This window comes from Variovorax monticola (assembly GCF_051216855.1).
Lineage (GTDB): Bacteria > Pseudomonadota > Gammaproteobacteria > Burkholderiales > Burkholderiaceae_C > Variovorax.
Genome location: NZ_JBPJZP010000009.1, coordinates 95,967 through 114,970, shown reverse-complemented (window position 1 = coordinate 114,970; position 19,004 = coordinate 95,967). Strand labels below are relative to the sequence as shown.

At 69.8% G+C, this 19,004-nt stretch carries 15 protein-coding genes; 8 read left to right on the top strand and 7 right to left on the bottom strand.

The features are described 5' to 3' along the window. The first annotated feature begins 57 nt into the window (after positions 1-57). The 4 genes from ACSFA5_RS30035 to ACSFA5_RS30020 are packed head-to-tail and all read left to right on the top strand — an operon-like array spanning position 58 to position 3,943. Positions 58-732, top strand: coding sequence for an SGNH/GDSL hydrolase family protein (locus tag ACSFA5_RS30035; RefSeq protein ID WP_435447701.1), 675 nt, complete (start codon positions 58-60; stop codon positions 730-732). Then, positions 729-1,409 (top strand): cell division protein FtsQ, encoded by a 681-nt coding sequence (locus ACSFA5_RS30030; RefSeq protein ID WP_435447700.1) that lies wholly within the window; start codon positions 729-731, stop codon positions 1,407-1,409. Before ACSFA5_RS30035 ends, ACSFA5_RS30030 begins: the two co-directional genes overlap by 4 nt. 6 nt (positions 1,410-1,415) lie before the next feature. Continuing rightward, positions 1,416-2,834, top strand: coding sequence for an MBOAT family O-acyltransferase (locus tag ACSFA5_RS30025; RefSeq protein ID WP_435447699.1), 1,419 nt, complete (start codon positions 1,416-1,418; stop codon positions 2,832-2,834). 56 nt (positions 2,835-2,890) lie between these two features. Continuing rightward, entirely contained in the window at positions 2,891-3,943 is a 1,053-nt protein-coding gene (locus ACSFA5_RS30020; RefSeq protein WP_435447698.1) for an alginate O-acetyltransferase AlgX-related protein, read from the top strand. A gap of 6 nt (positions 3,944-3,949) precedes the next feature. Here ACSFA5_RS30020 and ACSFA5_RS30015 read toward each other — a convergent pair whose 3' ends face one another. Next, on the bottom strand, positions 3,950-4,444 hold the full coding sequence (locus tag ACSFA5_RS30015) for an arsenate-mycothiol transferase ArsC (protein WP_435447697.1): 495 nt from the start codon (positions 4,442-4,444) through the stop codon (positions 3,950-3,952). A gap of 110 nt (positions 4,445-4,554) precedes the next feature. Here ACSFA5_RS30015 and ACSFA5_RS30010 point away from each other — a divergent pair, with 110 nt between their 5' ends. From ACSFA5_RS30010 to ACSFA5_RS29995, 4 genes are all read left to right on the top strand, one after another. Beyond that, positions 4,555-7,275 (top strand): bifunctional acetate--CoA ligase family protein/GNAT family N-acetyltransferase, encoded by a 2,721-nt coding sequence (locus ACSFA5_RS30010; RefSeq protein WP_435447696.1) that lies wholly within the window; start codon positions 4,555-4,557, stop codon positions 7,273-7,275. Between the two features lie 76 nt (positions 7,276-7,351). Next, entirely contained in the window at positions 7,352-8,380 is a 1,029-nt protein-coding gene (locus tag ACSFA5_RS30005) for an Lnb N-terminal periplasmic domain-containing protein (RefSeq protein WP_435447695.1), read from the top strand. 5 nt (positions 8,381-8,385) lie between these two features. Continuing rightward, positions 8,386-10,356 carry an esterase/lipase family protein gene (locus tag ACSFA5_RS30000; RefSeq protein WP_435447694.1) on the top strand — a complete coding sequence of 657 codons (1,971 nt, stop codon included), beginning with the start codon at positions 8,386-8,388 and terminating at the stop codon, positions 10,354-10,356. A gap of 162 nt (positions 10,357-10,518) precedes the next feature. Continuing rightward, positions 10,519-12,177, top strand: coding sequence for an ankyrin repeat domain-containing protein (locus ACSFA5_RS29995; RefSeq protein WP_435447693.1), 1,659 nt, complete (start codon positions 10,519-10,521; stop codon positions 12,175-12,177). A 141-nt stretch (positions 12,178-12,318) separates the two neighbouring features. Here the strand turns inward: ACSFA5_RS29995 and ACSFA5_RS29990 are convergent, their stop codons facing one another. From ACSFA5_RS29990 to ACSFA5_RS29965, 6 genes are read right to left on the bottom strand one after another with little or no spacing between them, the layout of a single operon-like run. Then, positions 12,319-13,335 (bottom strand): LLM class flavin-dependent oxidoreductase, encoded by a 1,017-nt coding sequence (locus ACSFA5_RS29990; RefSeq protein ID WP_435447692.1) that lies wholly within the window; start codon positions 13,333-13,335, stop codon positions 12,319-12,321. Further along, the gene (locus ACSFA5_RS29985) at positions 13,332-14,246 is read right to left on the bottom strand and encodes an ABC transporter substrate-binding protein (protein ID WP_435447956.1); all 915 of its coding nucleotides are present in this window, start codon (positions 14,244-14,246) and stop codon (positions 13,332-13,334) included. Before ACSFA5_RS29985 ends, ACSFA5_RS29990 begins: the two co-directional genes overlap by 4 nt. A 35-nt stretch (positions 14,247-14,281) precedes the next feature. Further along, positions 14,282-15,217, bottom strand: coding sequence for an ABC transporter substrate-binding protein (locus tag ACSFA5_RS29980; RefSeq protein ID WP_435447691.1), 936 nt, complete (start codon positions 15,215-15,217; stop codon positions 14,282-14,284). A 57-nt stretch (positions 15,218-15,274) separates the two neighbouring features. Further along, positions 15,275-17,119: an amino acid ABC transporter permease/ATP-binding protein gene (locus tag ACSFA5_RS29975; protein WP_435447690.1), complete on the bottom strand. Its 1,845-nt coding sequence runs from the start codon at positions 17,117-17,119 to the stop codon at positions 15,275-15,277. Continuing rightward, on the bottom strand, positions 17,116-17,652 hold the full coding sequence (locus tag ACSFA5_RS29970; protein WP_435447689.1) for a GNAT family N-acetyltransferase: 537 nt from the start codon (positions 17,650-17,652) through the stop codon (positions 17,116-17,118). The genes ACSFA5_RS29975 and ACSFA5_RS29970 overlap by 4 nt, the downstream gene beginning before the upstream one ends. Continuing rightward, entirely contained in the window at positions 17,652-18,989 is a 1,338-nt protein-coding gene (locus ACSFA5_RS29965) for an LLM class flavin-dependent oxidoreductase (protein ID WP_435447688.1), read from the bottom strand. Before ACSFA5_RS29965 ends, ACSFA5_RS29970 begins: the two co-directional genes overlap by 1 nt. Between the last annotated feature and the right edge of the window lie 15 nt (positions 18,990-19,004).

The window sequence follows — 19,004 nt, the reverse complement described above, 5'->3', positions numbered from 1 at the left end:
GCGCCAGGCCATCGACGCTGGTACATTTCCCCGGCCTCAGAAACCAAAGGGACATCGGTGTCACTCGCAGCGGCCTTGGCCGGTCTTTCCATCCTCGTCATCGGGGACAGTCATCTCGCACAACCCAGCTACCTGATGTCGTCGCTGCATGACGAACTGCAGCGCCAGGGCGCGCAGGTGCATTCGATCGGCGTGTGCGGCGTGCTGCCCTACGACTGGACCGTGTCCAAGCCCGGCACCTGCGGCGGCGCGGAGCGCATCGGCAACCGCGCGCCCACCACCAGCAGCACCGGGCGCATCACGGCGGTGGCGCAGCTCGTCAAGGCGGAGCACCCCGACCTGGTGCTGGTCGTGCTCGGCGACACCATGGCGGCCTACAAGCAGCCCGACTTTCCGATGAACTGGGTGTGGCAACAGGTGAGCACGCTCACCGGCGCCATCGCCGCGACGGGCACGCGCTGCGCGTGGGTCGGCCCGGCCTGGGGGCAGGAAGGTGGCAAGTACGGCAAGACCTATGCGCGCGCCGAGCTGATGAGCCGCTTCCTGGCGACCAACGTCGGTCCCTGCACCTACATCGATTCGCTGGAGATGTCCACGCGCGGCCAGTGGCCGACCGTCGACGGGCAGCACTTCAGCTCGAACGGCTACCGCGCCTGGGGCAACGGCATCGCGAAGGCGGTGATGCGGCTGCCGCTGCCGAACGCCAACGCGGCAGGCGCCACGCGGCCATGAGGCGCGGACCCGGCCTGCCGCTGCTGGCGGCCTTGTTCGCCTCGTTGCCCTTCGCCTCCCGCGCGGCGGCACCCCGGCTGTACGACACCGGCCCCTCGCAAGACCTCGCGCTGGTGCGTTTCGTCAACGCAGGCACGCAGCCGCTCGCGGTGCAAAGCGGCGGCGCCGGCAAGGCCAGCCTCGCGGTGCCGCCCTCGGCCCCCGTCACCGACTACCTGCCCGCGCGCTCCGACGCGCCCGTCACCGGCCAATGGCAGCTTGGCGGCAAGAAGCTGCCCATCTCGCTGCGCGTGGCCTCCGGCGGCTCGGCATCGGCGGTGGCGTGGCCCGAGGCCGACGGCACCCTGGCCGGCGCGAGCTTCACCGAGGCACCCGCGCAGTTCGACCCGCTGCGGGCTTCGCTGGCCTTCTACAACGCCGATGCGCGCTGCACCGCGGGCCTGCAGGCCGCGAGCCAGGCCGGCGCCGCCATCTTCGAGAACCAGGCCGCACTCGCCAGCGCGCGCCGCGCCGTCAACCCGGTGAAGCTGGTGGTGCAGGCCACCTGCAACGGCCGCGCGGTGGAGGGCACGGTCGACCTCGGCTCGCTGCAGGCCGGCCAGCGCTACAGCGTCTTTCTGGTTCCCGCCGGCAAGGGCAGCCGGCTGATGGGCCTGCAGGACCGCGTGGCGCGCTGACCGGCCGTGGTCTTTGCGTCGCTGGAATTCCTCTCGGTCTTTTTTCCGGCGTTCCTGCTGCTGTACGCGCTGACACCGGCGCGCGCGAAGAACACTGTGCTGCTGCTGGCCAGCTGGCTCTTCTACGGATGGTGGAGCCCGCTGTTCCTGCTGCTCTTCATCGCCCTGACGGCGCTGGCCTGGGCGGGCGGGCTGCTCGTGGAGCGGGCCGGGCCGCATCGCAAGGCGGTGATGGCCGGGCTGATTGCCCTCAACCTGGGCGTGCTCGCGTGGTTCAAGTACGCCAACATCGTGGTCGAGACCTTCAGCGCGGCCCTCGTGCACACGGGCGCGATGCCCATCGAGTGGCAGCGCATCGCCCTGCCCATCGGGCTGTCGTTCACGGTGCTGCAAGCGATTTCGTACTTCGTCGACATCTACCGCAGCAAGTTTCCGGCCGAGCGCCGCCCCATTGATTTCGCGACCTACCTGGCGATGTTCGGCCACCTGGTCGCGGGGCCGATCATTCGCTACGACTGGATCCGCCAGCGGCTCGCGCACCGGTCGATGCGGTGGTCGGGCTTTGCCAGGGGCGCGCGCCGCTTCATGATCGGCATGGCGATGAAGGTGCTGGTGGCGGACACGCTCGCGCCCGTGGTGGAGCAGGTGTTCGCGTCGGCCCAGCCCAGCTTTGCCGACGCATGGCTTGGCTGCCTGGCCTACACGCTGCAGCTGTTCTTCGACTTCGCGGGCTACAGCGCGATGGCGATCGGCATCGGGGCGATGCTGGGGTTTCGGTTTCCGGAGAACTTCCACGCGCCCTACCTCGCGCGCAACGTCGCCGACTTCTGGCGCCGCTGGCACATCTCGCTGTCGTCGTGGCTGCGCGACTACCTCTATGTGCCGCTGGGCGGCAGCCGGCGCGGCAACGCCCGCACGGTGGCGAACCTGATGCTCACCATGGGCATCGGCGGCTTGTGGCACGGCGCGGACAGCTGGAACTTTCTGTACTGGGGGCTGGCGCATGGCGCGGCGCTGAGCGTGGTGCACCTGTGGCGCGGCCGCGGCCCGCGCCTGCCCGCGCCGCTGGCGCATGCGGCCACGCTGCTGTTCGTGATGCTGGGCTGGACGCTGTTCCGCTCGCCCGACCTCGAAACGGCGGGCGCCATGCTGGGCGGGCAGTTCGGGCTGCAGGGCATGGCGCTGGGCCCGGCGCTGTCGAACATGCTGCGCGTGCCGGTGGTGCTGGCCTATGTGCTGGGCATCGCATGGGTCGCGGCCCCGGCGCTCGTCACTCGTAGCCGCCCTGCGGGCATCACGCGTAGCCGCCCTGCGGGCGGCGTGCGCGCCGTGGCTGCCACGTTCCTGCCCGTCGCCGGCTTCCTGTTGTCGCTGGCGCTGGTGGCGAGCCGCGGCACGGTGCCTTTTCTCTACTTCCAGTTCTGACGATGGCGCGCCCCTCACGACGTTTGCGAGCCTTCCTGCACTGGACCCGTGCAGCGGTGTTGCTCGCGACCCTCGGCATCGCCTTCGTCGCGACATGGCCGAACATGGGCAGTGTGCGGCCCCACATGAACGCCTCGCTGCTCGACGACGCCTCCGCGCGCCGCGAACTGACCCGCACGCTCGTGACCACGCCGGTCACCGACGCCCTTGCGCGCTGGCAGCGCCAGGCCGCCTGGCTGGTGCTGCGCGACCTCGGGCCCGAGGTGAAACGGGGCGAAGACAACTGGCTGTTCCTGGACGAGGAGCTGCGGGTTCACCGCGATCGCACGGCCCATGCGGGGGCGCGCGCCAAGGCGGTGTCGGACATCGCCCGCGCCCTCGCCGACAAGCACATCGCGCTGCTCGTGGTCGTGGTGCCGGACAAGAGCCGCATCGAAAGCGCGCACCTCGGCGCGCTGCGCCGCCCGAACGAGCTCGACGCCCGCGTGCGCGACTGGACCGCGAAGCTGCAGGCCTCGGGCGTCGAAGCGCTCGACCTGTCGACCGTGCTTGCCGGGGCGTCGCCCTCGCCCTTCCTGCGCACCGACACGCACTGGAGCGAGCACGGCAGCTGGCTCGCCGCGCACGCCGTGGCACAGCGCCTGCAAGGCATGCATGCCCTCGAAGGCGACCCCGTTCCCTCGGTCGTCGTGTCGCGCCAGCGCCATGCGGCCTGGGGTGACCTGGTGCACCTGGCCGGCATCGACGGCCTGCCCGCGTCGCTGCGGCCCGCGCCCGACACCGACACGCAGTCGGTGGTGGAAACACGCAGCGACAGCACCGACCTGTTCGGCGCCGCGGCCGTGCCTTCGACGGTGCTGGTCGGCACGTCGTTCTCGCGACGCGGCAATTTTCTGCCGTTCCTGCAACTGGCCGGCCGCGCGCTGGTGGCCGACTTCGCCATGGACGGTGGCGACTTCGCGGGCGCCGCGCAACGCTACTTCACGAGCGAGGCCTTCGTGAAGAACCCGCCGCGCAGCATCGTGTGGGAGCTGCCCGAGCGCGCCATCGAAGCGCCCGTCGGCGACACCGAGGCGCGCTGGCTGAGTCGGCCCTCGATGCCGCGCTGAAGCCCGCTACCGCAGGTAGCCCAGGTCCCGCACGTCGGAGCGCACCGCTGCGCGGTCGCCGCCGTGCAGCGGCAGGCTCACCAGCAGTTCGAGCCGGCGCCGCAGCGAATACAGCAGTTGCACCGCGTCGTGCGCCACCTTTCCGGGGTCGTCGCCTGCCGCCACGTCCGGGTAGGCCCACAGCGCCGCATCGGGCTGGCCGGGCCAGGGCGGCTGGCGTGACTCGGTGGCCGCATCGAGCGTGATGACGAAGTCCGCCATGGGGCTGCCGGAGCGCGCCAGTTCGTCCCAGCTGCGGGGCGCATGAAGGGGAACCGGAATGCCGGCGCTGTGCAAGGCATCGATGGCTGCGGAATGAAACTCCTGCCTCACATGGCCGTGCTGTCCGCAGGAGGATGCCGAAAACCGCTTCGGGTCTAGGTGCGAAAGGCACGCTTCGGCAAGGATGCTGCGCAATGAATTCCGCCGGGAGACGAAGATCACGCTGATACGTTTTTGCATGGAAGCTTCACTATAGCCAAGCGCGGTGAGTTCGTCATGACAAGCGCCGCCGTCCGCGAAGGCAGGGGCCGGCCCTGCACAGCGACGGCCGAACGGTGCAGACTTGGGGCATGGACAAGCATTTTCTGACGCCGCTTTTCGCACCTTCTTCCGTGGTGGCCTTCGTCGGCCAGGCCGACGACGCGGCCGGGCAGACACCCGCCGGCCGCACGCTGCGCGAGGCCTTTCGCGCCGACCGCTTCGACGGCACCCTTCGTTTTCTGGACGTGCGCACCAAGGGCACGCTGGAAGAACTTTCGCAAACCCATGCCGACCTGGCGCTGATCGCCCTGGCACCGCGCGACGTGGCGGCCGCGCTGGAAATCGCGGGCCGTATCGGCTGCACCGCGGCGGTGGTCATCTCCAGCGGCATCGGCGCCGACCAGGCTGCGCAGTGGCGCAAGATTGCGCGGCGCGAAGGCGTGCACCTGCTGGGGCCGAATTCGCTGGGCTTTCAGCGCCCCCTGCTGCACCTGAACGCCAGCGTGGCCGGCCCGCTGGCCAGGCCGGGGCCGCTGGCGCTGGTGTCGCAATCGGGCGCGCTCACGGCCTCCATGCTCGACTGGGCGCGCCAGAACGGCGTGGGCTTCTCGAGCGTGGTGTCGCTCGGGCCGCACACCTCGCTCGACATTGCGCAGGTGCTCGACTTCCTGGCCAACGACCGGGACACGCACAGCATCATCGTGTACCTCGAAGGCATCGACGACGCGCGCCGCTTCATGAGCGCGCTGCGCTCGGCCTCGCATGCCAAGCCGGTGGTGGTGCTCAAGGCCGGGCGCAAGCCCGCCGGCAACGAGGCCGCGCAGACGCACAGCGCCGCCATCGTGGGCAGCGACGACGTGTTCGACTCGGCCCTGCGCCGCGCGGGCGCGGTGCGGGTGCGCTCCTTCGTCGAGCTGTTCTCCGCCGCCAAGTGCCTGGCCTCGCGCTACCGCCCGGTCGGCAAGCGGCTGGCCGTGGTCACCAACGGCGGCGGGCCGGGCGTGCTGGCGGCGGACTGGATCAACGAGATCGGGCTCGACCTGGGCAAGCTCTCCGCGCCCGCGCAGAAGCTGTTGCTGCCCAGCCTGCCCCCGCTCGCGTCGCTGGCCGACCTGATCGACCTGTCGGAAGACGCCCTGCCCACGCATTACCGCGCCGCCATCGACGCGGCCTCGGCCGACAGCCAGGTCGACGGCGTGCTCGCCATCTTCTCGCCCAAGCCCGGCGCCGACGCGGTGGCCGTGGCCAAGGCGCTGGCCGGCATTGCGCGGCCCATGAACAAGCCGCTGCTGGCCTGCTGGATGGGCGACGCGTCGGTGGGCCAGGCGCGCGCCGTGCTGGCCGACGCCACCATTCCGAGCTTTCGCACGCCCGAGGCCGCGGTGGGCGCCTTCGGCAACATCGCGGCCTTTTATCAGAACCAGCAACTGCTGCAGCAGACGCCGCCGCCGCTGTCGGCGCTGGCCAAGCCCGACATAGATGGCGCGCGCCTGCTGATCGAAAGCGTGCTGGCCGAGCGGCGCAACGTGCTGACCGAGATGGAGTCGAAGACGCTGCTGTCGTCGTTCCACATTCCCATCACGCGCACGCTGCTCGCGCGCAGCGCCAACGAGGCCATGATGATCGCCACGCAGCTGGGCTTTCCGGTGGCGCTGAAGATCGATTCGCCCGACATCGCGCACAAGTCCGACGTGGAAGGCGTGGCGCTCAACGTGCTGAACGGCACCGGCGCGCGCGACACCTACATCGAGATGATGGAGCGCGTGGCCCGGCTCGCGCCCGGGGCCCGCATCAACGGCGTGACCGTGCAGAAGATGGTGCGCGCGCGGCGCGGCCGCGAGATCTACGTGGGCATGGTGACCGACGAGCCCTTCGGCCCGGTCATCGTGTTCGGCGCGGGCGGCACCATGATCGAGCTGCTGAACGACCGCGCCATGGAGTTGCCGCCGCTCAACCAGTTCCTGGCGCGCCGGCTCATCGAACGTTCGCGCGTGGCGCAGACGCTGGGCGAATGGCGCGGCGCCAGCGCGGTGGACATGGAGGCACTCGAAGACGTGCTGCTGCGCGTGTCGGAAATGGTGTGCGAGCTGCCCGAACTGCGCGAGATGGACATCAACCCCATCATCGTGGACGAGAACGGCGCCGTGTCGGTCGATGCGCGCATCGTGGTGGCCAGCAGCACGCAGGCGGTGGCGGGGAACGCGGGCTATGCGGGCGGCTCCGCAAGCTCGGGAAACGGCTACCAGCACCTGGCCATCATGCCGTACCCCGCGCGCTACCGGCGCGAGTGGCCGATGCAGGGCGGCGGCACGTACATCGTGCGGCCGGTGCATCCGAACGACGCGCAGATGCTGCAGGCGCTGGTGCAGGGCCTGTCGCCCGAGAGCCGGTGGTTTCGCTTCGTGTCGCGCTTCCACGAGCTGCCGCCGTCGATGCTGTCGCGCTTCACGCTGATCGACTACGACCGCGAGATGGCGCTGGTGGCCGTGGTGCTGGAGCGCAGCGTGTCGCCCGAAGGCACGGTGCTGGAAAGCGAACGCATCGTGGGCGTGTCGCGCTACATCACCAACCCCGACCAGACCAGCTGCGAGTTCTCGCTGGTGGTGGCCGACGAGTTCAGCGGCAAGGGCATCGGCTCGCGGCTGATGGAAAGCATCATCGACGTGGCGCGCGACAAGGGCCTGGCCGAGATGGACGGCCTGGTGCTGTCCACCAACCCCGACATGCTGAAGCTGGTGCGCAGGCTGGGATTCACGGTGAAGTCCTTTGCCCAAGACCCGGACTTCAAGCTCGTGACCTACATGCTCTGACCCCGGGGCGCCCGGGGCATCGCGGCTGCGACGTAAGCTCACGGGTCTTCCGCTTCCCCGACTCCTTGAACCTCCCATGATCAGAACGCTCTTGCGTGTCACCGGCCGCCTTGCGGCCTCGCTCGGCTTGCTGCTGACGGCCCTGTGGGCCTGCCTGGCGCTCTGGTACCAATTGCCCGGCCCCGCCGCCGTGAAGGTCGGCGCGGGCGTGCTGTGGGCCGCCTTCGGCCTGGCCGCCATCGCGCTGGCGTGGCGCGGCCGCTCGGCGCGCGCCCTGCTGTCCTATGCGGTGGGCTTTGCGCTGCTGCTGGGCTGGTGGGGCACCATCCTGCCGTCGCAGAACCGCGTGTGGGCCGACGACGTGGCGCGACAGGTGAGCTCGCGCGTCGACGGCAGCGTGGTCACCCTGGACAACGTGCGCAACTTCGACTGGCGCAGCGACACCGACCACACCGCGCGCTGGGAAACGCGCCGCTACGACCTCGACCGCCTGCGCTCGGTCGACGTGGCGCTGTCTTACTGGAGCGGCCCCGCCATCGCGCACACGCTGGTGTCCTTCGGCTTCGACGACGGCCGGTTCCTGACCTTCTCCATCGAGATCCGCAAGGAGCGCGGCGAGAGCTTCTCGTCCGTCGGCGGCTTCTTCAAGCAGTTCGAGACCAGCCTGGTGGCGGCCGACGAGCACGACATCGTTCGGGTGCGCACCAACGTGCGCGGCGAAGACGTCCACATGTACCGCGTGCGCCTGCCGCAGGCGGAAATGCGCTCGCTGTTCCTGGCCTACCTGGACGAAGGCGCGTCGCTGGTGCGCGCGCCCAGCTTCTACAACACGCTCACCGCCAACTGCACCACCATCGTGTACGCCTTGGCAAAGCGCATCGTGCCCGGCCTGCCGATGGACTACCGCCTGCTGGCATCGGGCTACCTGCCCGACTACCTGTACGACGTGGGCGGCCTCACGCCGGGCTACAGCCTGGAGGCGCTGCGCGAGGCCGGCCGCATCACCGACCGTGCCATCGCCGCCGACAAGGCCCCGGCCGCCGACTTCTCGCAGGCGATCCGCCAGGGCATGCCCGGCGTGGCGCCTGCGCAGGCGGCGCCGTGATGCGCATGCGCCGATTTTCTTTGCCCGCGCTGCTGTGCGCCGCCGTGCTGCTGGCAGGCTGCGCCGGCGTGAAGGTCGGCTCCATATCGCCGGCCGACTACCTCGCGCAGCGCCGCGGCGACGTGCTCACCACCGGCACACTCAGCACCTCGGCGCAGGAGGTGCTGCGCGTGATCGGCACCGACGCCGACCTCTGCCGCAAGAGCGTACCGGCCTGCCGCAACGCCCTGGCCGACTCGCCCGGCCTGAGCGACGAGCAGCGCCTGTCGGCCCTGTCGGAGGTGTGGCTGCAGGTGGCGCTGGCCACGGACAAGGGCGGCACCGCGGCCGCGCCAACCTCTGCCGACGCCGACGCCGCCATCGAGGCCTGGCTCGAAACCGCCCGCCACGCCTACGCCTACCTGTTCTTCACGGCCCGCAAGCCGCGCGACCGTGCCTTCGAAGACCGCCAGACGCAGGTGCGCGACTACTACAACTACGCGGTGCAGCAGGCCATCACCGGCCTGTACCGCAGCTACCAGCGTGCCGGCTCTCCGGGCGCCAACGACCCCACGCAGCCGCAGGTGCCACAAGTGCCGCAGGTCGGCACCTGGCGCATCGGCACCGACATGACGGCCATGCGCCTGCCCGCCGACGCGGCCCTGCCCGACGAGCTGATTCCCGCCGCGTCGCTGACCTTCTCGGGCCTGCGCAACACCTACCGGCGCGACGGCTTCGGGGCCGAGCTGGTGGCGGCGGCCAGCAAGCGGACCTACGAAGAGCCGAAGGCGCCGGCCGACGCGAACGACAAGCGACCGCCCCCGCCGCCGTACCGCGAAACCCCGTTCCCCGCCCTCACAGCGCTGCTGCTGTTCGACGGCGACACCCTGGACGAGATCCTGCACACGCGATCGCTGCGCATCGCGGCCTACGACCCATACCGCACCGCCACCGTGCAGCTGGCCGGGCAAGAGGTGCCGCTGGCGGCCAACTTCACCTCGGGCTACGGCCTGTGGCTGGCCCGCTCCGACTTCGCGCTGCAGGCGCTGCGCAGCCTGTTCGGCAGCCCCGACGGGCTCACGCAGCCGCGCATCTACCTGATGCAGCCCTACGACCCCGACCGCCGCACCGTCGTCATGCTGCACGGCCTGGCCAGCAGCCCCGAGGCGTGGATCAACGTGGCCAACGAGGTGCTGGGCGACGAAACGCTGCGCCGCCACTACCAGGTCTGGCAGGTGTACTACCCCACCAATGCACCGCTGCCGCTGAACAACCTGGCCATTCGCCAGGCGCTGGAACGCACGCTCGCGCACTTCGACCCCACGGGCAAGGCCGTGGCCTCGAACCGCATCACGCTGATCGGCCACAGCATGGGCGGCGTGCTGTCGCGGCTCATGGTGTCCTCGTCGGAGGACAAGCTGTGGGACGCCCTGCTCGACAACTACCCCATGAAGGCCGCGCAGCAGGCGCGCGTGGAAGCGCGGCTGTCGCCCTACCTGCGCTTCGAGCCCTTGCCGCAGGTGAGCGACGCCATCTTCATCGCCGCGCCGCACCGCGGCACGCCGTTCGCCAACAACCGCATCGCGCGCTGGGTGGCCAACCTCATCACGCTGCCCGTGACCATGCTGGGCCAGCTGGGCGATATTTCGCGCGAGCTGATCCGCATCGCGCCCGGCAAGCAGGAAACGGGGCCGCTGCGCATTCCCAACAGCATCGACAACCTGAGCGACAGCGACCCCTTCGTGCGGCTGTCGTCGGGGCTGCCGATGAACCCGGGCGTGCGCTTTCATTCGATCATCGGCAACGACACGCCGGGCCTGGCGCAGGCGCTGTCGAGCGACGGCATCGTGCCCTACGAAAGCGCGCACCTGGACGGCGCCGCGTCGGAGCTGGTGATCGCGTCGCCGCACAGCGTGCAGGAGAACCCGCTGGCGATCCTGGAGATACGCCGCATCCTGCGCGAGCAGCTCGGCTCGCAGGCTGCGTCGGCACGCTGAGCGCGAGCGCGTCGGCCCGCATCGACTACCATGCGGGCCGCGGTCCAAGCCGCGCCCGGGCCCGCGGGAAGGGTTGAACCCACTTGGCTTTCTTGCGGCGATCCACCGCCTTTTGTGCAGCCGGATTTGCGGGTCATCGGCGTCTGATGCACGGAGGTTTTCATGAAGCGCATTCCCGCCCGGCCCGACATCGGCCACCTGAAGAAACAAGCTAAGGAACTGCTGGCGCTCTACCGCAGCCACGACCCCACGGCCCTCACCCGCTTTCGCGATGCCTTGCCGGCAGCGGCGGGCAAGAACCCCACCACCATCGCAGCGCTCGGCCTGCGCCTGCACGACGCGCAGTCTTGCGTGGCGCGCGAACACGGCTTCGCATCGTGGGCCGACCTGCAGGGCTTCGTGCTCGCGCGCAGGGCACAGGCGGACGACCCGGCACGCGCGGTGCTGCACTGGCTGCGCCTGGTGTATGCGGGCGACATCGCCGGCGGCAACCACCGCGCGCGGCCTTCGGTGGCGGCGCGCATGCTCGAAGACGATGCGAACCTTCTGCCCGGCAGCGACCCCTGGCTGGCCTGCGCGATCGGCGACGAGGCGGCACTGCGCGGGGCCGCCGCGCAAGACCCGGGCTGGATACATCGCTCGGGCGGCCCCCTGAACCTGCCGCCGCTCGTGGCGGTGACGCACTCGAGCCTGCTGCGCCTGCCGGGCTTTCGCGAGCGTCTGCACGCGTGTGCGAGGTACCTGCTCGACGCCGGTGCCGATGCCAACCAGTCGGCCGGCAGCCGCTGGCCGCCGGCCTCGCTGGCTGCGCCGTCCGACACCGAACGCCTCAGCGCGCTGTACGGTGCCGCCGGTCAGAACCACGACCCCGCGCTCACCCGACTGCTGCTGAATGCGGGCGCCGACCCGAACGACGGCGAGTCGCTCTACCACTCGCTGGAGCAGCCTGCCTGCACGCTGTTGCTGCTGCAGGCCGGCGCGCGTGTCACCGGCTCGAACGCGCTGTACCGCCAACTCGACTTCGACGACGTAGCCACGCTGCGGCTGCTGCTCGCGCACGGTGGCGACGCGAACGAGCCGGCGCCGGGTCCACCGTCTTCGGACTGGGGCACGCCGCTGTTGTGGGCCATTCGCCGCCGGCGCTCGCCAGCCCACATCGAGGCCTTGCTGTCCGCAGGCGCCGACGCGTCCGCCACCCTGCCAGACGGCACGCCCGCCCGCCTCATGGCCTTGCGCTTCGGCCTGACCGAGGTGGCGCGGCTGCTGGAGGCGGCGGTCGGCGACCACACACCGCTGCCGCCGGACGAAGCCTTCGTCGCCGCCTGCGCGCGCGCTGACGAAGCGGCGGCGCGGCAAATTCAAGCGCAGCACCCCGGCATCATCGCCATGCTCGGCGACACCCGCCTGAAGCTGTTGCCCGAGCTGGCGGCCCAGGGCTGCGGCGACGCGGTGAAGACGATGGTCGCGCTCGGATGGCCGCTCGAAGTGCGCGGCGCCGACATCGACGGCTCGGCGCTGAACCAGGCGGTGTTTCGCGGCGACGCGGCGCTCGCCCGCTTGCTGCTCGAACACGGCGCCGATTGGCGCACGCTGCACGGCTTCGGCGACGACGCGCGCGGCACGCTGTCGTGGGCGTCGCTGAACACGCCCGAGCCCGGTGGCGACTGGCTCGGTTGCGCGCAGGCGCTCGTGGCGCATGGCATGCCGGGCGCGCGGCCGGACCCGCAGGCGCCCGACAGCGTGCTGGTCGGCGACGGGCGCTACGGGTTCTCCGACGAGGTCGCCGACTTCCTGCTCGGCGTGTCCCCGGTGCAGGGCTGATCCGAAAAAAAGCGGGCCCCAGGTGAACCGGGGGCCCGCCAAAGATCGCCCATCGCGCGGCGCGAACACCGCGCGATGCCGACCCACCTCGAACTCAACCTCCTGCTTATCCTGTCCGTCCTTTTTCTCTTCGTTCCCCGTTCAAAGTGCCCGCCAGCCCAGCTCCGGCGCAATGCGCCCGGACAGGTCGGTCAATATCTGTTCGTAGTCCTCGCCGCTGAAGTTGTAGGGCAACTCCACGCGCAGTTCTTCCACATGCGGCAGCACCGGGTCTTGCCGCAGCCGCTCCAGGATCTCGTCGGACGTGCCCACCAGGTCGCCCGCGAACAGCGTGCGCCGCTCGCCCTGCGGCGCCAGCGTGCGCTCGACACGGCCGGCCGCGAAGGCGCGGTAGCGCTTGCGCGTGGCGGCGTCTGCGCCGTCCAGCGGCACGATCACGCGGCCCAGCGCCACCCTGCCCTTGTGCGCACCGGCTTCATCGCCCTCGCTGGCGCGGTAGCGCTCCACAAGGCCCAACTGCGCCGCCAGGAAGTCGTCGGTGGTCTCGCCCGACAGCACGTTCCCCTGCAGCAGGTTGAAGCCGTTGCGCCCCGCCCACTCGGCCGAACGCAGCGAACCGCCGCCATACCAGAGCCGGTTGGCCAGGCCCGGCGCATGCGGCTGCACCTGCGGACGCACGCGCCCGCCGGCCGACTCGATGAAGGTTGCCTCGTCGCCCAGCGGCGTGGGCGCCAAGTTGGCCTTCAGGCGCCCCACGCGTTTGTGCGTGTAGTCGACGGTGTTCGGTGCCGTGTCGTAGAAGCGGCTGCCCAGCAGCGCGCCATGCAGCGGCACGCCCGCGCTCAGCCCCACCTGCAGCCGGCCGCGCGCCAGGATGTCCACCGTGGCCAGGTCTTCGGCCAGGCGGAACGGGTTCTCGTAGCCCATCTGGATCACGGCCGCGCCCAGCTCGATGCGACGCGTGCGCTGCGTCGCGGCGGCCAGGAAGGTCGCGGCCGACGACACGCCGCGCTCCAGGTGGCGTTGCCGCACCCACGCCCCGTTGAAGCCCAGCTTCTCGCCGAACTTGAACAGCTTCAGCGCGGCTTCCAGGCCTGCGAAGGGGTCGGCCTCGGCAAAGTTGCCGGGCGTGAGGAAGGCGAGATGGCGGATGCTCACGGCGCGAACTTCGGCAGGCCCGGCGGGTTGGTCTCCGACCTGGGCAGCGCCTCTTCCGCGAGGCTCCAGCGCGCGAGCGCCTTGGCGTAGGTGCCGCTGCGAATCAGGTTGTTGGCCGCCGTGGTCAGCGCCACCGCCAGTCCGCTGCCCTTGCGCGTGGCAATGGCCACGTCGGACTTCAGCGGCCAGCCCGCGTTCACCGTGCCGACCAGGCGGATCTGCCCGTTCTTCGCGGCCTCGTAGGCCTGCGGCGCGTTCGGGTTGAAGTTGGCGTCGACCCGCTTGGTGACCACCGCCAGCGTGCGCGTCACATCGTCGTCGTAGTACTGCAGCGTGGCGGGCTTGAGCCCGGCCGCCGTGTTCTGCCGGTTCCATTCGAGCAGGATGCGTTCCTGGTTGGTGCCCGCGCCGGTCGTCAGCTTCAGGCCCGCAATGTCCTTCGGCTCCTGGATGCGCTTGATGGGGCTGTCGGCCTTCACGTAGAAGCCGTGCAGGCCCAGGCGGTAGGTCGAGAAATCGAACTTCTCCTTGCGCTGCTCGGTCACGCCCACGTTGGAGATCACCGCGTCGTACTTGCCCGAGCTCAGGCCCAGCGGCCAGTCGGCCCAGGCGATGGGCTGCAGGTCGAGCTTCAGCCCCAGTGCATCGGCCACGAGCAGCGCGAAGTCGGCGTCGAAGCCGACCACGGTCTTGGCGTCGGTGGCGTAGGTCGCGATGGGCGGCGCGAACGGCGCGACGGCGATGGTGAGCACACCTTCTTTCACGAACTTGAAGTTCGGCGGAATCGCGTTCACGGCTTCGGCGTCCTTGGCCGTGCGCGGTCGGCCCTGCTGCTCGGGGCTGAAGTCGAATTTTTCGGCGGCGTGCGCTGCACCGGTGACGAAAGCGAGCGCCACGAGGCTGCGCGCCATCCACGCGCCGGGTGTGTACTTGAAGGTCATGGTCATCAGTTCTTCGGCAGGCCGGGCGGGTTGGTGCGCGAGGCCAGGATGGCTTCGGAGTCCAGGTTCCAGCGCGTGAGCGCCTTGGCGTAGTTGCCGTTCTTGATCTGTGCGTTCAGCGCCAGCGTCACGGCATCGGCAATGCCCGCGCCCTTGCGCGAGGTGACTGCAATTTCGGCGTCCAGCGGCCAGCCGCCCGAGAACACGCCCGCCAACCGCGTCTTGCCGTCGCGCGCCTCGTAGGCCGCAATGGCGTTCGGGCCTACGTAGGCATCGGCGCGGCCCGACTGGATGGCCAGTCGCTGCACCACGTCGTCGTCGTAGTACTGAAACTCCACCGGCTTCAGGCCGGCCGCCAGGTTCTGCTTGTTCCAGCGCAGCACGATCTGCTCCTGGTTGGTGCTGGCCTGCACGATGAGCTTCAGCCCCGCGATGTCCTTGGGCTCCCTGATGGCACCCAGCTTGCTGTCGGACTTCACGTAGACGCCGATCTGGTCGTTGCGGTAGGTCGAGAAGTCGAACTTCTCCTTGCGCTCTTCCGTCACCGTCACGTTGGACACCACCACGTCGAACTTGCCCGACTGCAGGCCCAGCGGCCAGTCGGCCCAGGCGGTGGACACCAGCTCCAGCTTGCGCCCCAGACTGTCGGCCACCAGTTGCGCGATGTCGGGTGCGTTGCCCACGGGCGTCCTGGTGTCGGTGGCGTAGGCCGCGAACGGCAGGCGCCCGGTGGTCGTGCCGACGACGAGCACGCCCTCCTTCTGGAACTTGAAGCCCTTGGCGAGCGCGATGGCCTCGTCGATCTTCTGCGCGCGCGGCCGGCCGGCCTGCTCGGGGCTCAGGTCGGGCGCAGCGGGTTGCGCGGAGGCGGCCAACGGCACCAGCAGCGCAGCCAGGGAAACGGACCAAAGAGCGGACAGAATGTTTCGTCGGTGGGTCATGAAGTGCGATGCAGTGAAAGAAAGGAAAGGAAAAGGAAAAGGAAACGAAGGGAAGACTCAAAGAACCTTGGCCAGGAACTCGGCCGTGCGCGCATGCGCCGGTGCGTTGAACACCTGTTCGGGCGTGCCGGTCTCCAGGATGCGGCCGCGCTCCATGAAGACGACGGTGTCGGCCACCTCGCGCGCAAAGCCGATCTCGTGCGTCACGATGAGCAGCGTGGTGCCCGAGCGCGCCAGCTGCTTGATGACCGCCAGCACCTCGCCCACCAGCTCGGGGTCGAGCGCGGAGGTGGGCTCGTCGAACAGCAGCACCTTGGGCCGCAGCGCCAGCGCGCGCGCAATGGCCACGCGCTGCTGCTGGCCGCCGGAAAGCTGGCGCGGATACGCATGCGTTTTGTCCACCAGGCCCACGCGCACCAGCAGCTCGGAGGCCAGCGCCTCGGCGTCGGCGCGCGACAGGCCGCGCACGGAAATGGGGGCCTCGACGATGTTCTCCAGCACCGTGAGGTGCGGGAACAGGTTGAAGTTCTGGAACACCATGCCCACGTCGACGCGGCGCTTGAGAATTTCTTTCTCGTGCAGCTCGTAGAGCGTGTGCGCGTCGCGCCGGTAGCCGATGAGCTCGCCGTCGATGGCGATGAAGCCGTCGTCCACGCGCTCCAGGTGGTTGATGGCGCGCAGCAGCGTCGACTTGCCCGAGCCCGACTGACCGAGGATGACCGTCACGCTGCCCTGCGGCACGGTGAGCGTCACGTCGTCGAGCACCTTGAGCGCACCGAAGCTCTTCGAGACGCCGTGGATGGTGACCTCGCCGCCCTGCGTGAGCGGATCGGTCCAGCGCGGCACTTGCGCGGGCGCATCGGTGGCGGGCGCTTCGGCCACCGGTGCAATGGCCGGTGCCTTCGAACGCCACAGCCCGCGCACCACGCCGCCGACCCACGAGCGCGGCGGATTGCGCAGCGCGCCGCGTGAAAAGTGCCGCTCCACATAGTGCTGCACCACCGACAGCACCGTGAGGATGACGAGGTACCACACGGTCGCCACCATCAGCAGCGGAATCACTTCCAGGTTGCGCCGGTAGATGATCTGGATCGTGTAAAACAGCTCGGGCAGCGCCAGGATGTAGAGGTTCGACGTGCCCTTGGCCAGCCCGATGATGTCGTTGAAAGCCGTGGGCAATATCGTGCGCATCGCCTGCGGCAGCACGATGCGAAACGACTGCCTGCCGCGCGAGAGCCCCAGGGCGGACGCCGCCTCGAGCTGCCCCTGCTCCACCGACAAAATGCCCCCGCGCACGATCTCCGACGCAAAGGCCGCCTGGTTCAGCGTGAGTCCCAGCAGCGCCGCAACAAAGGGGCTGATGAGCTGCGTGGTCGGGTACGAGAAGAAGGTGACGTCGGTGCCCGGAATGCCCAGCGTCACCGTCTCGTACAGGTAGCCGAGGTTGTTGATGATCAGCAGCAGCACGATCACCGGGATCGAGCGGAACACCCAGGTGAACACCCACGACAGCCGCGCCAGCAGCGGCGAGCGAGACACCCGCGCCAGCGCCAGCGCGGTGCCGAAGAAGAAGCCGAGCACCGCGCCCAGCGCTGTCAGCAGCAGCGTGCGGCCCAGGCCTTCGAGCACCGGCTCGGCGAAGAACCATTGCGCGAACACGCCCCAGCCCCAGCGCGGGTTGGTGAAGGTCGAATACAGCACCACGGCGATGACCGCCACCGCGAAGACGGTGCCTGCCGTGCGCGCCGGGTAGCGGGCCGGGACGATGCGCAAGTGGGAGTAGTCGCCCTTTTCCGGTGCGGCGCGTTGCGGTTGCGGTTGCGGTTGCGTCTGCGTCCGCGGCAGGCGGACTGGCACGGGATCGCGCGGCTCGGCGCCGGCGTCGAGCACGGTCGTGTTCATCGCTGCACCGCCTGGGCCTGGGGTGGCACGGCGCGGTCGTGATGGCGCCCCACGTTCAGCACTTTCTCGAAAGGCAGCTTGCGCGGCGTTTCAGGGTCGACGGCAGGCTCGAACAGCGCCGTGTAGCCATGGCCCAGGTAAAGCCCCACCGCCTCCGGCTGGCGAAAGCCCGTGGTCAGGCAGATGCGCTCGTAGCCCTGGCGCTGAACCTGCGCCTCGAGTTCGAGCAGCACCTTCTTCGCGAGGCCCTGGCGCCGCAGGTCGCTGTGCGTCCACACGCGCTTGAGCTCGGCCGTGCGCGCGTCGTGGCGCATGAACGCGCCGCCGCCCACCGCCACGCCGTCGCGCAGCAGCAGCACGAAGTTGCCATGCGGCGGTGCGAACAGGTGCGCCGGGTAGCGGTCGATTTCGCGCGGCTGGCCGGGCTCGCGCAGCACGTCGCCGTAGCGGCTGTCGTACTCGAAGGCCAGGCCTTCGATCAGCGGCGCGGCGCGCGCGTCGAGCGGTGTGGTGTAGACGAACTGTTCGCTCATCAGGCAGCCCTCTGAATCAGCGTCGGGTCGAGCGTCGCCGCATGGCGGCTCGCCTTGCGCGGCAGGCCGAGGTGGTCGCGCAGCGTCTGCCCGGGCAGCTCGCGGCTGTAGCGCCCGCGCGCCTCCAGCACCGGAATGACGAACTCGATGAAGTCGTCCAGCCCCGGCCCGAGCACCGGAAACCCGAGGATGAAGCCGTCGGCCGCGCCCTCGTCCACCCATCGGATGATTTCGTCGGCAATGCGCTCGCCGGTGCCGACGAACTGCGTGCGTGGCGTGGCCACTTCGAGCGCCACTTCGCGCAAGCTCAGGCCCTTGGCTCTGGCATTGGCCTTGATGCGGTCGGTGGTCGAGCGAAAACTGTTGCGCCCCAGTTCGCCCAGCTCGGGAAAAGGCGCGTCCAGCGCGTACTGGCTGAAGTCGTGGTGATCGAAGAAGCGGCCCAGGTAGGCCAGTGCTTCGTCGACGGTCAGCAGCTCGCGGATCAGCCGGTACTTGGCCTCGGCCTCTTCCTCGGTGGCCGCGACCACGGGGCCGATGCCGGGAAAGATCTTCACGTCGTCTGCCTGGCGGCCCTGCGCCACCGCGCTGGCCTTCACCTGGCGCAAAAAGCTGCGCGTGTCGTCCAGCGAGGGCGAATGGGTGAACACCGCGTCGGCGTACTTGCCCGCCAGGCCGATGCCTGCGTCGGACGACCCGGCCTGGAAAATCACCGGCTGTCCCTGCGGCGAGCGCTGGATGTTCAGCGGCCCCGACACCTCGAAGAAGCGCCCCTTGTGGTCCAGCGTGTGCAGCTTGTCGCGGTCGAAGAAGCGGCCGCTCTCGCGCTCGCGCACGAAGGCGCCGTCGTCCCAGCTGTCCCACAGGCCCTGGGTCACGGCGAGGTATTCGTCGGCAATCTCGTAGCGCTGCGCATGCTCGGGGTGCGTGCGGCTGTAGTTCTTCGCGCTGCCTTCCAGCGGCGTGGTCACCACGTTCCAGCCCGCGCGGCCGCCGCTGATGAGGTCGAGCGAGGCGAACTGGCGCGCCACCGTGAACGGGTCGCTGTAAGAGCTGGACACCGTGCCCGCCAGCCCGATCTTCGAGGTGACCGTGGCCAGCGCCGAAAGAATGGAGATCGGCTCGAAGCGGTTGAGAAAGTGCGGAATCGACTTCTCGTTGATGTAGAGCCCGTCGGCCACGAACGCGAAGGCGATGCCGGCCGCCTCCGCCTTCTGCGCGGTGCGCACGAAGAAGCCGAGGTTGACGCTGGCATCGGCCGGCCCGTCCGGGTGTTTCCAGGCGTTCATGTGGCTGCCGGCGCCTTGCAGCATGACGCCGAACTTGATGTTGCTCATGCGGTCGTTCCTTGT